15 protein-coding genes are annotated in these 14,169 nt (G+C 57.1%); 4 read left to right on the top strand and 11 right to left on the bottom strand.

What is annotated here, in order from left to right; all coding sequences use genetic code 11:
- Positions 1-10 precede the first annotated feature (10 nt).
- From LL947_RS12615 to ugpB, 8 genes are all read right to left on the bottom strand, one after another.
- Positions 11-733: an amino acid ABC transporter ATP-binding protein gene (locus tag LL947_RS12615; protein WP_499833405.1), complete on the bottom strand. Its 723-nt coding sequence runs from the start codon at positions 731-733 to the stop codon at positions 11-13.
- Positions 730-1,383, bottom strand: coding sequence for an amino acid ABC transporter permease (locus LL947_RS12610; protein ID WP_290822946.1), 654 nt, complete (start codon positions 1,381-1,383; stop codon positions 730-732). The genes LL947_RS12615 and LL947_RS12610 overlap by 4 nt, the downstream gene beginning before the upstream one ends.
- Entirely contained in the window at positions 1,380-2,048 is a 669-nt protein-coding gene (locus tag LL947_RS12605; protein ID WP_290822947.1) for an amino acid ABC transporter permease, read from the bottom strand. Before LL947_RS12605 ends, LL947_RS12610 begins: the two co-directional genes overlap by 4 nt.
- An 84-nt stretch (positions 2,049-2,132) precedes the next feature.
- Positions 2,133-2,951, bottom strand: a complete 819-nt coding sequence (locus tag LL947_RS12600) for a transporter substrate-binding domain-containing protein (protein WP_290822948.1) — start codon at positions 2,949-2,951, stop codon at positions 2,133-2,135.
- A gap of 317 nt (positions 2,952-3,268) precedes the next feature.
- Complete coding sequence (locus LL947_RS12595) at positions 3,269-4,324, bottom strand: sn-glycerol-3-phosphate import ATP-binding protein UgpC (protein WP_499833404.1); 1,056 nt, start codon at positions 4,322-4,324, stop codon at positions 3,269-3,271.
- Positions 4,325-4,326: 2 nt separating this feature from the next.
- Positions 4,327-5,169 carry a sn-glycerol-3-phosphate ABC transporter permease UgpE gene (gene ugpE, locus LL947_RS12590; protein ID WP_499833403.1) on the bottom strand — a complete coding sequence of 281 codons (843 nt, stop codon included), beginning with the start codon at positions 5,167-5,169 and terminating at the stop codon, positions 4,327-4,329.
- A 48-nt stretch (positions 5,170-5,217) separates the two neighbouring features.
- A complete protein-coding gene (gene ugpA / locus LL947_RS12585; RefSeq protein WP_404414355.1) occupies positions 5,218-6,102 on the bottom strand; it encodes a sn-glycerol-3-phosphate ABC transporter permease UgpA in 885 nt (294 codons plus the stop codon).
- Positions 6,103-6,238: 136 nt separating this feature from the next.
- Positions 6,239-7,564: a sn-glycerol-3-phosphate ABC transporter substrate-binding protein UgpB gene (gene ugpB / locus LL947_RS12580; RefSeq protein ID WP_499833401.1), complete on the bottom strand. Its 1,326-nt coding sequence runs from the start codon at positions 7,562-7,564 to the stop codon at positions 6,239-6,241.
- A gap of 209 nt (positions 7,565-7,773) precedes the next feature.
- Between ugpB and argE the strand changes: the two genes are divergently transcribed.
- A complete protein-coding gene (gene argE / locus LL947_RS12575; RefSeq protein WP_499833399.1) occupies positions 7,774-8,946 on the top strand; it encodes an acetylornithine deacetylase in 1,173 nt (390 codons plus the stop codon).
- 105 nt (positions 8,947-9,051) lie between these two features.
- On the opposite strand, the gene LL947_RS12570 is transcribed toward argE, so the two are convergent.
- On the bottom strand, positions 9,052-9,372 hold the full coding sequence (locus tag LL947_RS12570) for a hypothetical protein (RefSeq protein ID WP_404414349.1): 321 nt from the start codon (positions 9,370-9,372) through the stop codon (positions 9,052-9,054).
- Positions 9,373-9,518: 146 nt separating this feature from the next.
- Between LL947_RS12570 and LL947_RS12565 the strand changes: the two genes are divergently transcribed.
- From LL947_RS12565 to LL947_RS12555, 3 genes are all read left to right on the top strand, one after another.
- Complete coding sequence (locus LL947_RS12565; RefSeq protein ID WP_499833398.1) at positions 9,519-9,908, top strand: GIY-YIG nuclease family protein; 390 nt, start codon at positions 9,519-9,521, stop codon at positions 9,906-9,908.
- A gap of 200 nt (positions 9,909-10,108) precedes the next feature.
- The gene (locus LL947_RS12560) at positions 10,109-10,426 is read left to right on the top strand and encodes a hypothetical protein (protein WP_290822956.1); all 318 of its coding nucleotides are present in this window, start codon (positions 10,109-10,111) and stop codon (positions 10,424-10,426) included.
- Between the two features lie 102 nt (positions 10,427-10,528).
- The gene (locus LL947_RS12555) at positions 10,529-11,194 is read left to right on the top strand and encodes a fumarylacetoacetate hydrolase family protein (protein ID WP_290822957.1); all 666 of its coding nucleotides are present in this window, start codon (positions 10,529-10,531) and stop codon (positions 11,192-11,194) included.
- Between the two features lie 6 nt (positions 11,195-11,200).
- Here LL947_RS12555 and speA read toward each other — a convergent pair whose 3' ends face one another.
- Complete coding sequence (speA, locus tag LL947_RS12550; RefSeq protein WP_499833397.1) at positions 11,201-13,132, bottom strand: biosynthetic arginine decarboxylase; 1,932 nt, start codon at positions 13,130-13,132, stop codon at positions 11,201-11,203.
- The gene (locus LL947_RS12545; protein ID WP_404414345.1) at positions 13,129-14,088 is read right to left on the bottom strand and encodes a homoserine kinase; all 960 of its coding nucleotides are present in this window, start codon (positions 14,086-14,088) and stop codon (positions 13,129-13,131) included. Before LL947_RS12545 ends, speA begins: the two co-directional genes overlap by 4 nt.
- Positions 14,089-14,169: the final 81 nt, after the last annotated feature.

Raw genomic sequence — 14,169 nt, 5'->3', positions numbered from 1 at the left:
TTGCCGGTGCCTAAAGCACCTTGGACAAGAATTTCTGGGTCAAAGGGTTTTGAGGGTCGCCGATGACCTGCTTGGCATCCCCGATCTCGGCAATCACACCCTGATGGAAATACGCCACCCGGTCAGACACATCGCGGGCAAAGCCCATTTCATGGGTGACGCAGATCATGGTCATGCCTTCTTCGGCCAACAGACGAAGCGTGTCGAGTACTTCGCCAACCAGTTCGGGGTCCAGCGCTGACGTTACCTCATCAAGCAGCATGAAGTCGGGTTTCATTGCCAGGGCTCGGGCAATCGCCAGGCGCTGCTGCTGGCCTCCGGACATGCGTGTTGGGTAGACGTCGAATTTATCCCCCAGGCCAACGTGTTCAAGCTCCTTTTTGGCAATCTCGATGGCTTCTTCGCGGCTCATTTTCTTGACGATCCTGGGTGCCAGGGCAGCGTTTTCAAGCACGGTCATATGCGGAAAGGCATTGAACTGCTGAAACACCATGCCCAGTTTCTGGCGCAGCTTGTCCTTGTTGGTGCTTTTGCTGTGGACATCAACGTCATCCACCAGAATCCTGCCTGAATTGATGGATTCGATGGCGTTGATACAGTAAAGCAGCGTTGACTTGCCGCTACCGGAGCCGCCAATCACACTCACCACTTCGCCATTGGGGACATCCAGGCTGACGCCTTTGAGAACCTCCAGGTCACCAAAGGATTTGTGAACATTCTGGACGCTGATCATAATGCCATCTTCCTTTCAAGGCGCCGCCCGTAATACGACAGCGGATAAGAAATAATAAAGTAGAAAAGGCCCACGCCAATCAGGATCATGAGCGGTTGCTGGGTGCGTGAGATGAGCTGTTCCGAGGTGCGCAGCAACTCCATATAGCCAATCACCGACACCAGAGCGGAATCCTTGATCACGCTCAAGGCAACGCCAAGCCAGGAAGGCAGCACGGCGCGTAGACCAATCGGAAAACGAATGTGGTAGACGGTTTGCCAATAGGTCATCCCCAGCGAGCGGGCCGCGGTCTGCAAGGATTGACTAACCCCTTCAAAGCCACCGCGAAACACTTCCGTCATGAATGCCATGGTGTAGATGGAAAGTACAATGGAGCCCGCCACGAAGGGCCCCAAGGGGTGACCAATGGCGCCCACAAAGGTGGAAAACAGGATGAGCTGGATAATCAGCGGCACGCTTCTGAAAACGTCGAGTATCCCGCCAAGCAGAACATTGACGAACCGGTTGCTTTCGGCACGTAAAAAACCGACCAGGATGCCGAGCAGGGTGCCGATCACAATGGCCACCACCGAGATGGTCACGGTGTTCCAGACACCGGTCAGAATGTAGCCGGTATCGCTCCATGACAGGGGAGTGAACAGTGAGTTCATCCGATATCTCCCTTGAACAGACGGCGCGACAGGAGCGATGCCCCGAACAGCACCAGCTTGGTGAGAACAAAGTACAGCACGGCAGCCACGATAAAGAATTCAAGTGTCCGGAATGACTGCGACTGCAGTTTTTGAGTGGTGCCGGAAAGCTCGCTCATCCCGACCAGAATACCCAGTGAGCTCATCAGGATGGACCACACAAACTGATTGGTCATCGGGTGATAAATACGTCTGAGCATCTGCGGGAGAATAATGTAACGGTATGCCTGAACACTGCTCATTCCCAGCGATCTGGAGGCGCGGAACTGAGTGTCAGGGATAGACGAAAAGCCACCGCGGAAGGTTTCCGTCAGATAGCCGGCGTTGATAAAGACCAGGGCACTGAGCACTGCTACATAAGGGCTTAGATGAATTCCCAGGGCGCCAAGCCCAAAATAGGCCATATAAATCTGAAACAGGGCAGGTGTATTTCGGGCGATCTCAACCCACACGGTTGCCACGTAACAAAACGGCTTGCTGTTATTCATCTTGGTAATCGCCAACAGGATGGCAATGACCACACCGATTAACATGGCAAGCACAGATACATGAAAAGTGACGAAAACACCGTTCAGCAATTCAGGCATTTTCTGGAACACAGTGTTCCAATGAAAATTATATTCCATATTTGGCCACTTTAATGAGTGGATGGACGACCTCAGGGGTGTGCGTATGAGCAGCCGCCATCTTGGCGGCTGCCGTATGCATCGTTACTTGTTGTCTCTCAAGGATTGGATCAGATCGGCGGGAGCATCCGAGCCAAAATACTTGTTGTAAGCGTCGTTCATGTTGCCATCACGAATCTGGCGCACCAGGAAGAGGTTCAGGTAGTTAATCCAGGCAACTTCGTCGCGCTTGGCAATGATACCCACCACATCATCGTAGTTAGGCACATAGGGGCCTGCTTCAAAGTCGGCAAATTCATCACCTTGCAGCTTGGTGGCAATGTTGGTGTTGGTGGAAATGATGGCATCTACCTTGCCTTGATAAAGGCCCAGGAAGGCATCGTTTTCAGATTTGAATGAGGTGTAATTATCCTCATCCCAGCCTTGCTCTTCGGCATAGGCCAGGAACTCAGTCTCGTAAGTCGTTCCCAGTGCAGCACCGACCTGCAGGTTTTCAAGGTCATCAAAGGATTCAATATCCTTGTCCTTGTTGGCGATCACCTGGAACTTGAATACGAAATAGGGGTAGGTGAAGCCAACCGACTTGGCCCGTTCCAGAGTGTCCGAGGTGGAACCAATGACCACATCAGTCTTGCCGGATACCAGGGAAGGAATCCGATCGCCCCAGGTCAGGTTCAATATATTGACATCGACGTCCAGCACCTCGCCCAGGTCATGACAGTAATCGACATCAAACCCGGCTGGGTCATTGTTTTCATCCAGGTAGCCCATGGGTGGGAAGTCAAGAACCACACCGCAGTTAAGCGTGCCCCGCTTGATCACTTCATCCAGTTGGTCGGCCGTGGCACTGATGGAGGTCAGTGCGACGCAGGCAGCCGTTATTGCTGTAATTTTACGTACCATAGTGGGCTTCTCCGCTTGTTATTGATTCGACCGTTCGAGAAAACATGTGTATGCCACTTATCTCTACAAACCGATTGTGGGTGGCAATACTTGTTCATAGCACAGCCTGACTATACGTTTTTTCTCCGTTGAAGCGCCATTCCGACAAAGCGATCGGTGGTGTTATCAGACCAGAAATCCACGTGATTCTGACTGGCCGTGGGTCAATAAAAGCTCTATTACCCTGAATTTATTGATAAAGTCGGGAGGCCGCTGGCATCAACTGACGGGTGGCTGGAAAAGCTGATCCGTTGACATCAAACGGTCACGCAGTTGAATTAACCGCCGGTGCGTTTGCCGCTGGCGCTATTGAACGGATGTATCGCTTCGCGGGCGATATGCAGGGTCAGGGTATCTCCCTCGCTGACCGGCGGTTGACCGGACGTGCGAATCACGGTGGGCTGCGCGCTATCGGCCAGTTGCACATAGAGATGGCTTTCCGCTCCGGCGGCTTCAAACAGAACCAGCGTCGCCTCCACGGTAAAGTGGGGGCTGTCGGGTGCCTGCAACAGCATGTCGTCGGGGCGAATGCCAACAGTGTCGGTATTCTCGGGCAGGTCATGCAGCAGTGCACCGGAGCCTTGTACGTGCAGGTAGTCCAGCGGCAGCATGTTCATTGCCGGTGAGCCGATAAAGCCGGCCACGAACATGCTCGCCGGGCGGGCATAGATCTCCATGGGCGTGCCGACCTGCTCAATCTGCCCGCCATTGAGGACGACCAGGCGGTCGCCTAATGTCATGGCCTCCAGCTGATCATGGGTGACGTACAGGCTGGTGGTTTTCAGGCGGCGCTGGAGCTGTTTGATTTCCACACGCATCTGCACGCGCAGTTTGGCATCCAGGTTGGAAAGCGGTTCATCAAACAGAAAGGCCGCCGGGTCGCGTACCAGGGCGCGACCCATGGCCACCCGCTGGCGCTGGCCGCCGGACAGCTGGCGTGGCTTGCGCTGCAGGAAGTCGGTAATTTCCAGCATCCTGGCGGCGGTCTGCACGCGCGCTTCGATCTGCTCCCTGTTGAACTTGCGGTTTTTCAACCCGTAAGCCAGGTTGTTATACACCGTCATATGCGGATAGAGGGCATAGTTCTGAAACACCATGGCAATATCGCGCTCGGCAGGTTCCAGACGGTTAACCACCCGGTCACCGATTTTCAGGGTGCCTTGGGTAATGCTTTCAAGCCCCGCGACCATCCGCAACAGGGTTGATTTACCACAGCCCGACGGGCCGACCAGGACCACAAACTCGCCGTCCTCAATGCTCAGATCAATCCCCTTGACCGCATCAACATTGCCGCCGTAGGTTTTTTTAAGCCCTTCCAAGGTAATACTGGCCATGGTTATTTCTCCGTCTCGGTCAGGCCTTTCACAAACAGGCGTTGCATAAACAGAATCACCAGCACCGGCGGCAGGGCGGCAAGCACCACGGCGGCCATGATCAGGTGCCACTGAGGGTTTTCTTCGGAGGTCATGCGCTGGATGCCCATGACGATGGTGTAGTAATCCGGGTCCGTGGTGATCAATAGCGGCCACAGGTACTGGTTCCAGCCGTAGATAAACATGATCACAAACAGCGCCGCGATATTGGTGATGGACAGCGGCATCAGGATGTCCTTGAAGAACTTCAGGGGGCCTGCGCCATCCACCCGGGCGGCTTCGAGCATTTCTTCCGGGACTGTCATAAAGAACTGGCGGAACAGGAAGGTGGCGGTGGCCGAGGCAATCAGCGGAATCGACAGCCCGGCAAAGCTGTTGAGCATGCTGAGATCCGCCACCACCTGATAGGTAGGGATAATGCGCACCTCTACCGGCAGCATCAGGGTAATAAAGATCAGCCAGAAGAAGAACATCCGAAAGCGAAAGCGGAAATACACAATCGCAAAGGCAGAAAGCAGCGAAATACTCAGTTTGCCGATGGTAATGGCCATGGCCATGACAAAACTGTTCCACAGCATCTGGCCCGCCGGTGGCGCGCCGGCCCGGGAAAGCCCGGTACTCCACATGGCCTTGTAGTTTTCCCAACCGTGGGAACCCGGCCACATCGGCAGGCTGCCGCGCAGCAGGTCACCGGGCGCCTGGGTCGAGGCGACGATGGCGATATACACAGGAAATACCACCAGTGCCACACCGCCGATCAGCATCAGGTGGGCAAAGACATTGGCCCAGGGGCGGTTCTCAACCATGGTGGCACTCCTGCGGAATAAGCGAGTGAGAGGCGAGTGTTGGCAGCATCAGTAATTCACCCTGCGTTCAATATAACGGAACTGGACAATTGTCAGCGCGACCACGATGGCCATCAGAATTACCGACTGCGCGGCGGATGAGCCCAGGTTCAGGCCCACAAAACCATCGGAATAGACCTTGTAGACCAGGGTGTTGGTGGCCTGGGAGGGCCCGCCTTCGGTGGTGGCATGAATGATCCCGAAGGTGTCGAACATGGCGTACACCACGTTAACCACCATCAGAAAGAAGGTCGTGGGTGTCAGCAGCGGAAATATAATGGTCCAGAAGCGTTTGATGGGGCTGGCGCCATCAATGGCGGCCGCTTCAATCAGTGATTGCGGGATAGACTGTAAGCCGGCGAGGAAGAACAGGAAATTATAGGAAATCTGTTTCCAGGCAGCGGCAAACACGACCAGCAGCATGGCATCTGCCCCTGAGGTGCGGTGGTTCCAGTCATAGCCAACCATATCCAGCACATAGGGGATGACCCCAATCGAGGGGTGGAAGATAAACCACCACAAGACCCCGGCAATCGCCGGTGCAATGGCATACGGCCAGACCAGGAGGGTGGTGTAGGTGCTGCGCGAGCGAATCATGCGGTTAACCGTGCTGGCCAGCAACAGGGCCACCGACATGGAGAGCAGGGTGGTGCCAATCGCAAACACCGCCGTTACCGACAGTGAGTTGAGGTAGGCACCATCACGGAACAGGCGAGCAAAATTTTCCAGCCCCACAAAGGTGGTTTTCAGCCCAAAGGCGTCTTCACGCAATAGCGATTGATACATGGCCTGGCCGGCTGGCCAGATAAAGAAAATCAGGGTAATGATGACCTGAGGCGCCAGCAGGGCATAGGGCAGCCAGTGGCCGGGAAACGTCATGCGTTTGGTTTGCATGGGCGACTCTTTTTTTGCAGCGCGTTTTTATGACGGGGTCGGCACGCGTACATCGCGCCTGATCGTCAGCGGGGTGGATGAAAACAGCAAAACCACCGCCCGGCCAGCGGCCAGGCGGTGGTTCCGTTTACGCGGCTTACTGGTTGGCGGCTTCGAAGTCGCGCAGCAGGTCGTTACCCCGCTCCACCGCTTCAGTGGCGGCTTCCTGGCCGGTCTTGTCGCCGCTCATCACCGCTTCCATCTCTTCGGAGATGATGTCGCGGATCTGCACGAAGTTACCGAAACGCAGCCCTTTGGCGTTTTCCGTTGGCGCGTTCAGGGTCATCTGCTTGAGCGAAATATCGGCGCCCGGGTTTTCGGCGTAATAGCCCTGCTCTTCACTCAGATCCCAGGCGGCCTGGGTGATTGGCAGGTAGCCGGTCTGCTGGTGCCATTCCGCCTGGACTTCCGGCTGGGAGAGGTAGTCGAAGAAGGCGGCAACGCCGGCATACTCTTCATCCGTATGGCCCTGCAGGGTCCATAGGGTGGCGCCGCCGATGATTGAATTCTGCGGGGCACCTTCTATGTCGTCGTAGTAGGGCTGCATGCCGAAGCCGACGTCAAACTCGGCGTTGGCGGCGACGTCTGCACGGGAAGCGGAAGAGCCAAAGAAGATGGCGCAGTCTTCAGAGTAGAACATGGGCTCGGAGTCCGGGCCGGAACCCGGGCCACCCCATTGGAAGGCACCCGCGTCCTGCCAGGTTTTGAGATTATCCCAGTGGCGCGCGACATGTTCGTTGTCGAAGACAAATTCGGTATCAATACCGCCAAAGCCGTTTTCCTGAGTGCCCAGTGGCAGGTCATGCCAGGCGGAGAAGTTTTCCAGCATCACCCAGCTGGGCCAGGAAGTAGTAAAGCCACAGGAGGCGGCACCGGATTCCATCAGCTGAAGGCTAGCGTCTTCCATTTCCTGCCAGGTGGTGGGCGGCTGCTCAGGGTCCAGACCAGCGGCCTCGAACATGTCTTTGTTGTAGTACATGATCGGTGTGGAAGAGTTGAACGGGAAGGACAGCATGTTGCCGTCAGTATCCGTGTAATAGCCGACAACCGCGGGCAGGAAGGCGCTCTGGTCAAAACCGCGGCCATGATCTTCCATCAGCTGGTAGGTCGGGTAGATGGCGCCATCGGCGTTCATCATGGTGCCGGTACCAACTTCGAACACCTGCAGGATGTGCGGCTGTTCGCCAGCACGGAAGGCGGCAATGGCCCCTGTCATGGTTTCGGTATAGTTGCCGCGATAGCTGGGTACCACGCGGTAATCATCCTGGGAGGCATTGAACTCCTCGGTCATGCCTTCGAGGATTTCGCCTAGCTGGCCACCCATGGCGTGCCACCAGGTCACCTCGGTGGCGGCCTGGGCGGAAAAACTCAAACTGGCACTCATGACGCCCAGAGCGAGGGCCTGAAACTTGAAGCGTGACATGACGTCTCCTTTTTATACCGCGTGCTATTTTTTTGGTTTAAGTTGTCTAGCAACACTAATTATTGTAGATGACACTTTCATGAATACCAGATGAACCACAGATGACGCCAGCGCTCTGATAAAAATCATGGCAGTGTTGGCGCCGATTGTCTGGCCGTGTAGTCTCAGTGGCACTGGCATGATGCCTGCCGTTCAAGAGAAGGTGAGTGATGCAAGAGGCAATAGATCTGCTCGAACGCCTGGTGGCGTTCGACACCACATCCAGTGAGTCCAACCTGGCACTGATCGAGTTTGTGGAGGGTTACCTGGCAGGCTACGGGGTGGAAAGCGAACGTGTCATGAGCCCGTGCGGCCAGAAAGCCAACCTGATAGCACGCATCGGGCCGGATGCCCCCGGCGGTGTCATGCTCTCCGGCCACACCGATGTGGTGCCGGTGACCGGGCAGCCCTGGTCCAGTGACCCTTTCACCCTGCGCGATGACGGTGACGGGCGTCTTTATGGGCGTGGCACCTGTGACATGAAGGGCTTCATTGCCTGTGCGCTGGCCATGGTGCCGGTGTGGTCTCGGGCAGCGCTCGAACAGCCGATCTATTTCGGCTTTTCCTATGATGAGGAAATCGGCTGTGTGGGTGCGCCGGACCTGATACGCCGCTTTCATACCCATTATTCCACCACCGCTCACGTTATCGTGGGGGAGCCGACCGGCATGCAGCCCGTGGTGGCCCAGAAAGGTGCCACCAATCTGCGCACCACGGTCACTGGCTGTGAAGCCCATAGCAGTCAGGTCAACCAGGGGACATCCGCGATTCACGTGGCGGCCCGGCTGGTTACCTTTATCGAAGACACCATGGCTGCCCTGATCGACGAAGGGCGACTTGATGACGCCTTCAATGTGCCGCATACCAGCCTGCATGTGGGCAAGATCAAAGGCGGCACGGCCATCAACATCATGGCCCGTGAGTGCCAGTTCGAGTGGGAGATCCGTCATCTGCCCACCGATACCTTTGACGACATCTTTGCCCGGTTCGAGGCCTATTGCCAGACGTTGATCACACAACTGCGTGCCGCGGGAAAGCAGCTTTCCATCGACACCCAGGCTTTGAACACGACGGTGCCTGGCCTGGCTGATCACGACAACGATCAGGTGCTGCGCCTGGCCAGCGCGCATTTGCACGAAGCATGCTGCCAGCATGCAGTGGCCTACGCCACCGAGGCGGGCCAGTTTCAGCAGGTGGGGTTGCAGGCCATTATTCTCGGCCCTGGCAGCATTGCCCAGGCGCATCAACCGGATGAGTACATTGATAAAAGTGAGCTGGAGGCCTGCGTGGCCTTTATGCACCGGATGGGCCGTGCCTTGGAAACACCCTACCGGGATGTGTGAAGTTTGATGGCCACAAAAAAACCCCACACGCATTTAGCGGGTGGGGCCTTGCGCCATACAGCATTAAAAACACGGCGTTTAATGACAAGTTTCAATACGGGCGGGTCAGAAGCCTTGTACGGAAGGTTGCTCGTCGTAAAGTTCCGCCTTGGCATGACGCATAACATTTTCACACGCTTGCTGGTGGGCCAGCTGGGTTAACAGCTGCTGAGTCACTTCAAACCCTTTACCCAGACAAGTATCCACTTCATCCTGACTGACTGCCGGGGTTACGTTGTACGCTACTTTCAACGTACGGCCACCGCGATCAAGCCAGTCAGCCATGCCCCGCAGTCGCCACGCCACTTTCTCTTTCCAGTTTGCCGATTCTTCCGCGCCTTCGTTTACGCTAAACGTGCACTGCCATTCCGGTTTAAAGACCTTCATAGGAGAACCTCCATTGCTAGTTGGAAAGATGATCGATCGTGATGCTTACTCCGTGTGATATTCTTGCGTTTCCACTATACCGAATTATCGATGAATACCGAAACAAAACATCTGTCATCCAGGCAAAGGGTCAGAGAAAGCTAGCCATGGCACCATCCAAACCGCTCAACTGCCTTTGCGGTAGCGCTCGCCCACTCGCTGACTGCTGCCAGCCCTATCATCAGGGCGACCCTGGCACCCCACCCGAGAGTACCGATGGCCAGTGGTATCTCTACCTGCTGGAGTGCCGCCGGGGCACCTATATTGGCATTACCAATAATCTGGCAAAACGCTACCAGGCCCACTGCGACGGTAAAGGCGCCCGCTACACCCGCGCCAACCCGCCGTTGGCACTGCTTGGCGCCCAGCCCTTCCCGGATCGCGCCGCCGCCAGCCGGGCGGAGTATCAACTGAAACAGCAATCTCCTCTGCAAAAGCGCCAATGGGCACAGGCGTGGCCATTGCATGACAGGGATACAATGACTCCTGTTGGATGAATGAGGTTGGCCCGGCCGGCTGACAGGTTTGTGGGGGCCATGGTCATGGTTGGGCCGTCAGCCGCCAGGCAGGCGTTTTACGGTCAAATACGTTACGATACCCGAAATAGCATTTTACACTTGAATGGGAAGGGTCTTGCGATCAGGTTCCCATGCGAGTACAGCGGAATTCGTGGCCATGTATTCAAGGGAGGTTAACGTTGGCTGTTTACGGCGGCATACAGGCGCGGGAGCTGGATTACTGGCTTAACGCGCTTATCAATGCAGCGTATGATCGACGCTATCCGCTGGCCAATGTACATGGCAGCCAACCGCGTGCCCGTTCAGCGCGTCAGGATCTTCTGGACATGGCCAACAGTTATCATACAAATCGCCAGGGCAGTGAGGCGACGGCAATAGCGCTGGGACGCTGGTGCCAGGCTTACCTGACCGAAGAAGAATGGTACCAGCTTACCGGTGCCCGTCTGAGCGGTAATGATACACCGGCAGACTGGCTGGTGCGCCATCATACCGGCTGAGGTCCGTGCTGGGTCGTCATAACCCGTGCAGGCTCCAGCAGGTTTAAACTGAATGTTTGTCGTTAAACGGCGGCAGTTATTACGAGAAGGAGACTATCCGCCATGCGCTTTGTTCCTCAGTTCACTGATGGCCAGACATTTCCCCATCCATTGGGCAAGATTGTCTGTGTGGGTCGCAACTATGCAGATCATGTCAAGGAGCTTGAAAACCCGGTGCCTTCCGAGCCGCTGCTGTTTATCAAGCCGTCAACCAGTGCGTCAGGCTTTGATGCGCCGCTATCACCGCCTTTCGCGCGTGGTGAGGTGCATTATGAGATTGAGCTTGCCCTGCTGATCGGCGAAACATTGACCGATGTTACCCAGGATGAAGCCGAACGGGCGATTGTCGGGATTGGCCTGGCACTCGATCTGACCCTGCGCGATGTGCAGACCCGGTTGAAGGAAAGTGGCCACCCCTGGGAGGTGTCCAAAGCTTTTGATGGTGCCTGCCCGATGTCGGCCTTTCTGCCGCTGACCCGGGTACCCAACTGGAACGCACTGGCGTTCAGCCTGGAAATTGATGGAGAGGAGCGCCAGTACGGCGAAGGGGCGGACATGCTGTTTCCGATCCCGACCCTGGTGTCTGAAATGAGCCGTCATTTCACGCTTGAAGCGGGCGATGTCGTGCTGACCGGGACGCCCGCAGGCGTCGGTGAGCTGCCGCGTGGCGCGCATCTGCGTATGACGCTGACCGGTGGCCTGGAGGTCACCGCCAGCGTCGTTGAGTGAGTGTCTCTATTGCAGATAGGTATAGCCATTCAGGCCGTCACGCAGGCTGTCAGCAAACCCGGCCTGCTCCTGGGGCGTCAGTTGGCTGGCAGCCAGCTGCGCCATCAGGCGCTGTTGCAGCTTGTCAGCATCAAAGTTGACATAGGCCAGTACATCGGCCACCCGGTCACCCGCCAAGGGGTTGGACAGCACCCAGTTGCCCTGGGCGTCCAGGGCCGCATCAACCGAGTCTGTATCGCCAAACAGGTTGTGCAGATCACCGAGAATTTCCTGATAGGCCCCCACCAGAAAGAAACCTAACCAGCGCTGGTCCTCATTGGCCCATTCCGGCAGTGGCAGGGTGCTTTCGACGCCCTGGCCATCAACATATTGGTCGATACGCCCGTCGGAATCGCAGGTGATATCCTGAATCACTGCGCGCCGGCTGGGCACCTGATCCAGCCCGGAGAGCGGCAGTACCGGAAAAATCTGTTCGATTCCCCATACATCCGGTACCGACTGAAACAGCGAAAAGTTGACGAACAGCTTGTCGGCAAGCTTTTCTGCCAGTTCATCCTGGATTTCACGGTGGGCCCGGTTGCGGCTATCCAGTTGTTCACGCAAGCGGCTACAGGCGGCCGTATAGACACGTTCGCCCTCAGCCCGCACTGGCATGTCACACAGGCCAAGCACAAAGCGGTCCTGCAACTCGCTGACGGCCTGCAGCAGGTCGTGCCAGGCCTCGACCAGAATGCGGGGTTCCTGATCGGTGTCCAGCTGGTCAAGCACCCGCCACAGGGCATCCAGCTGCGGGTCTGACCTTTCCGGGCGTGACGGTGGCGCTGTGTCGATGCGTTCCTCATCAATCACATTGGTGATCAGCACCGCATGGTGGGCGGTCAGGGCACGCCCGGATTCGCTGATCAGGTGCGGTTGGGGCAGCCCCGTTTCCTGGCAAAGCTGGGCAAAGGCGTTGACCACATTGCGGGCATATTCGTCCATGGAGTAGTTGGCTGAACAGTCACTGCGTGAACGGGTGCCTTCGTAGTCAACGCTCAAACCACCGCCGACATCCACACAGTCAATCGGGGCGCCCAGCGCCACCAGGCTCTGGTAGAAACGCGCGCATTCGCGCAGGCCGCGCTGGATATCGCGAATATTGGCAATCTGGGAGCCGAGATGAAAATGCACCAGCTGCAGGCTGGCCAGGGCATCCTGCCCGCGCAGCGTCTCAACCACCTGCAGGATCTGGCTGGCAGTGAGGCCGAACTTGGATTTTTCTCCGCCGGTATTCTGCCACTTGCCCTTGCCGATCGAGGCCAGCCGGGCGCGCAGGCCGATACGAGGCTGTACGTTAAGTGCTCGCGCTTCTTCCAGCACCTGGGTCAGCTCGGACAGCTTCTCCACCACCAGATAGACGCGATGACCAAGCTTCTCTCCCAGCAGTGCCAGGCGGATATACTCGCGGTCCTTGTAGCCGTTACACACAATCAGCGATGAATCCCGGTCAGACAGCGCCAGTACGGCGAGCAGTTCCGGTTTGCTGCCGGCTTCCAGGCCCACCCGTCCATTGCCGCGCTCGGCGGTGGCGAGGATCTCTTCCACTACGCGGCGCTGCTGATTGACCTTGATCGGGTAGACCGCCGTGTAGCCTGCCTGATAATCGGCGTCCTGCATGGCCTGATCAAAGGCGCCGCACAGCTGTTCGACCCGATCATGCAGAATATCGCTGAAGCGGACCAGCACGGGCAGGCGCAGCCCGCTGGCCAGGAGTTGTTGCACCAGGCCATTCAGCGGCAGCGCCGGGCCGGGCGTGGCGGAGCCGAGCGGCCGCACCAGGGTGTGGCCCTGGTCATCGACATCAAAGTAGCCGCTGCCCCACTGGTCAATATTCCAGGTGCGCCGGGCGCGCATGGCAGGCGTGCTGGCAAGGCTATTGGCGGATGCCGCAGAACTCATGAGGTTGCCTCGGGCAAGGGCAGCGCACCGTGGGCAATCCTTGCCTTCAGAATGGTTTCAAAGCGCTGGGGATCGTGGGGCGTCAGGTCGTGCGCGGGCGGGTCGACGTAAACCACCAGCAGCCGTGACAGCCAATAGCGCAGCGCTGTCATACGCAGCATGATCGGCCAGACGGCCTGCTCATCGGCATGCAGCGGGCGGCGCGACTGATAAGCATTGAGAAGGGTGTCGTAACGCTCGCGGTCAAGATGGCCATTCTCATCAGAGGCCCAGTCATTGATCACAATCGCCAGATCAAACAGCAGGTCACCGGTGCAGCCATTGTAGAAATCAATGATACCGCCCAGCTGGTCACCGTCAAACAGGGTGTTGTCGCGGAACAGATCGCCATGCAAGGCTCCCTGGGGCAGTTCGCCGTATTGGCTGAGGACACTTTCGAACTCGTCGATCTCGTCTTTCATCAACGTCTGATCGGCCGGGCTGATATAGGCCAGCACCTTGTGATGCATGGCCTGCAACCAGTGCAGATCGCGCGGATTGGGGCGGCGGCCGGGGAAGTGCTGGGAGATGGCATGCATATGCCCGAGCGTCTCGCCCAACGCCCGGCATTGCGTGAGGTTGGGGGCTTCAGGGTGGCGCCCCGGGAGGCGCGGAAACAGCAAGGCAGGTTTGTCTGCCAGGCTATGCAGCGCAATGCCATCACGGTCATGCACCGGCCCGGGCACGGGCAGGCGGTGTTCGTCGAGATAATCCAGCAGGTCAACAAAGAAGGGTAGTTCTTCATGTTCGCCCTGCTCGAACAGGGTCAGCACCAGTTGGCGGTGTTCGGTGGTCACAAAAAATGTCGAATTTTCGGTGCCGGCCGCTACCCCTTTCAGAGTGTGCAGCGGGCCGACATCGAATTTTTCCAGAAACGCTGCGACCTGTGCGTCGCTAAGCGGAGTAAATACAGCCATGAAAGTCTCGCCCAGGTTGCCAAGGTCAACATTGTAGCGGTTTGAGGGGTAACTTGGCAGCATTCACACGTTAACATTAAA

It is taken from the genome of Halomonas sp. BLK-85 (assembly GCF_044792155.1).
GTDB lineage: Bacteria > Pseudomonadota > Gammaproteobacteria > Pseudomonadales > Halomonadaceae > Vreelandella.
Note: the sequence above shows the minus strand (reverse complement) of the source record. Positions and strands in the feature narration are given on the sequence as shown.

Excerpts from the sequence above, each read along its gene's own strand:
- LL947_RS12555 (WP_290822957.1), top strand. The coding sequence starts at position 10,529 with ATGCGCTTTGTTCCTCAGTTCACTGATGGCCAGACATTTCCCCATCCA.
- argE (WP_499833399.1), top strand. The coding sequence starts at position 7,774 with ATGCAAGAGGCAATAGATCTGCTCGAACGCCTGGTGGCGTTCGACACC.
- speA (WP_499833397.1), bottom strand. The coding sequence starts at position 13,132 with ATGAGTTCTGCGGCATCCGCCAATAGCCTTGCCAGCACGCCTGCCATG.
- LL947_RS12615 (WP_499833405.1), bottom strand. The coding sequence starts at position 733 with ATGATCAGCGTCCAGAATGTTCACAAATCCTTTGGTGACCTGGAGGTT.
- LL947_RS12570 (WP_404414349.1), bottom strand. The coding sequence starts at position 9,372 with ATGAAGGTCTTTAAACCGGAATGGCAGTGCACGTTTAGCGTAAACGAA.
- ugpB (WP_499833401.1), bottom strand. The coding sequence starts at position 7,564 with ATGTCACGCTTCAAGTTTCAGGCCCTCGCTCTGGGCGTCATGAGTGCC.
- LL947_RS12600 (WP_290822948.1), bottom strand. The coding sequence starts at position 2,951 with ATGGTACGTAAAATTACAGCAATAACGGCTGCCTGCGTCGCACTGACC.
- ugpA (WP_404414355.1), bottom strand. The coding sequence starts at position 6,102 with ATGCAAACCAAACGCATGACGTTTCCCGGCCACTGGCTGCCCTATGCC.
- LL947_RS12610 (WP_290822946.1), bottom strand. The coding sequence starts at position 1,383 with ATGAACTCACTGTTCACTCCCCTGTCATGGAGCGATACCGGCTACATT.
- LL947_RS12595 (WP_499833404.1), bottom strand. The coding sequence starts at position 4,324 with ATGGCCAGTATTACCTTGGAAGGGCTTAAAAAAACCTACGGCGGCAAT.
- LL947_RS12545 (WP_404414345.1), bottom strand. The coding sequence starts at position 14,088 with ATGGCTGTATTTACTCCGCTTAGCGACGCACAGGTCGCAGCGTTTCTG.
- LL947_RS12565 (WP_499833398.1), top strand. The coding sequence starts at position 9,519 with ATGGCACCATCCAAACCGCTCAACTGCCTTTGCGGTAGCGCTCGCCCA.
- ugpE (WP_499833403.1), bottom strand. The coding sequence starts at position 5,169 with ATGGTTGAGAACCGCCCCTGGGCCAATGTCTTTGCCCACCTGATGCTG.
- LL947_RS12605 (WP_290822947.1), bottom strand. The coding sequence starts at position 2,048 with ATGGAATATAATTTTCATTGGAACACTGTGTTCCAGAAAATGCCTGAA.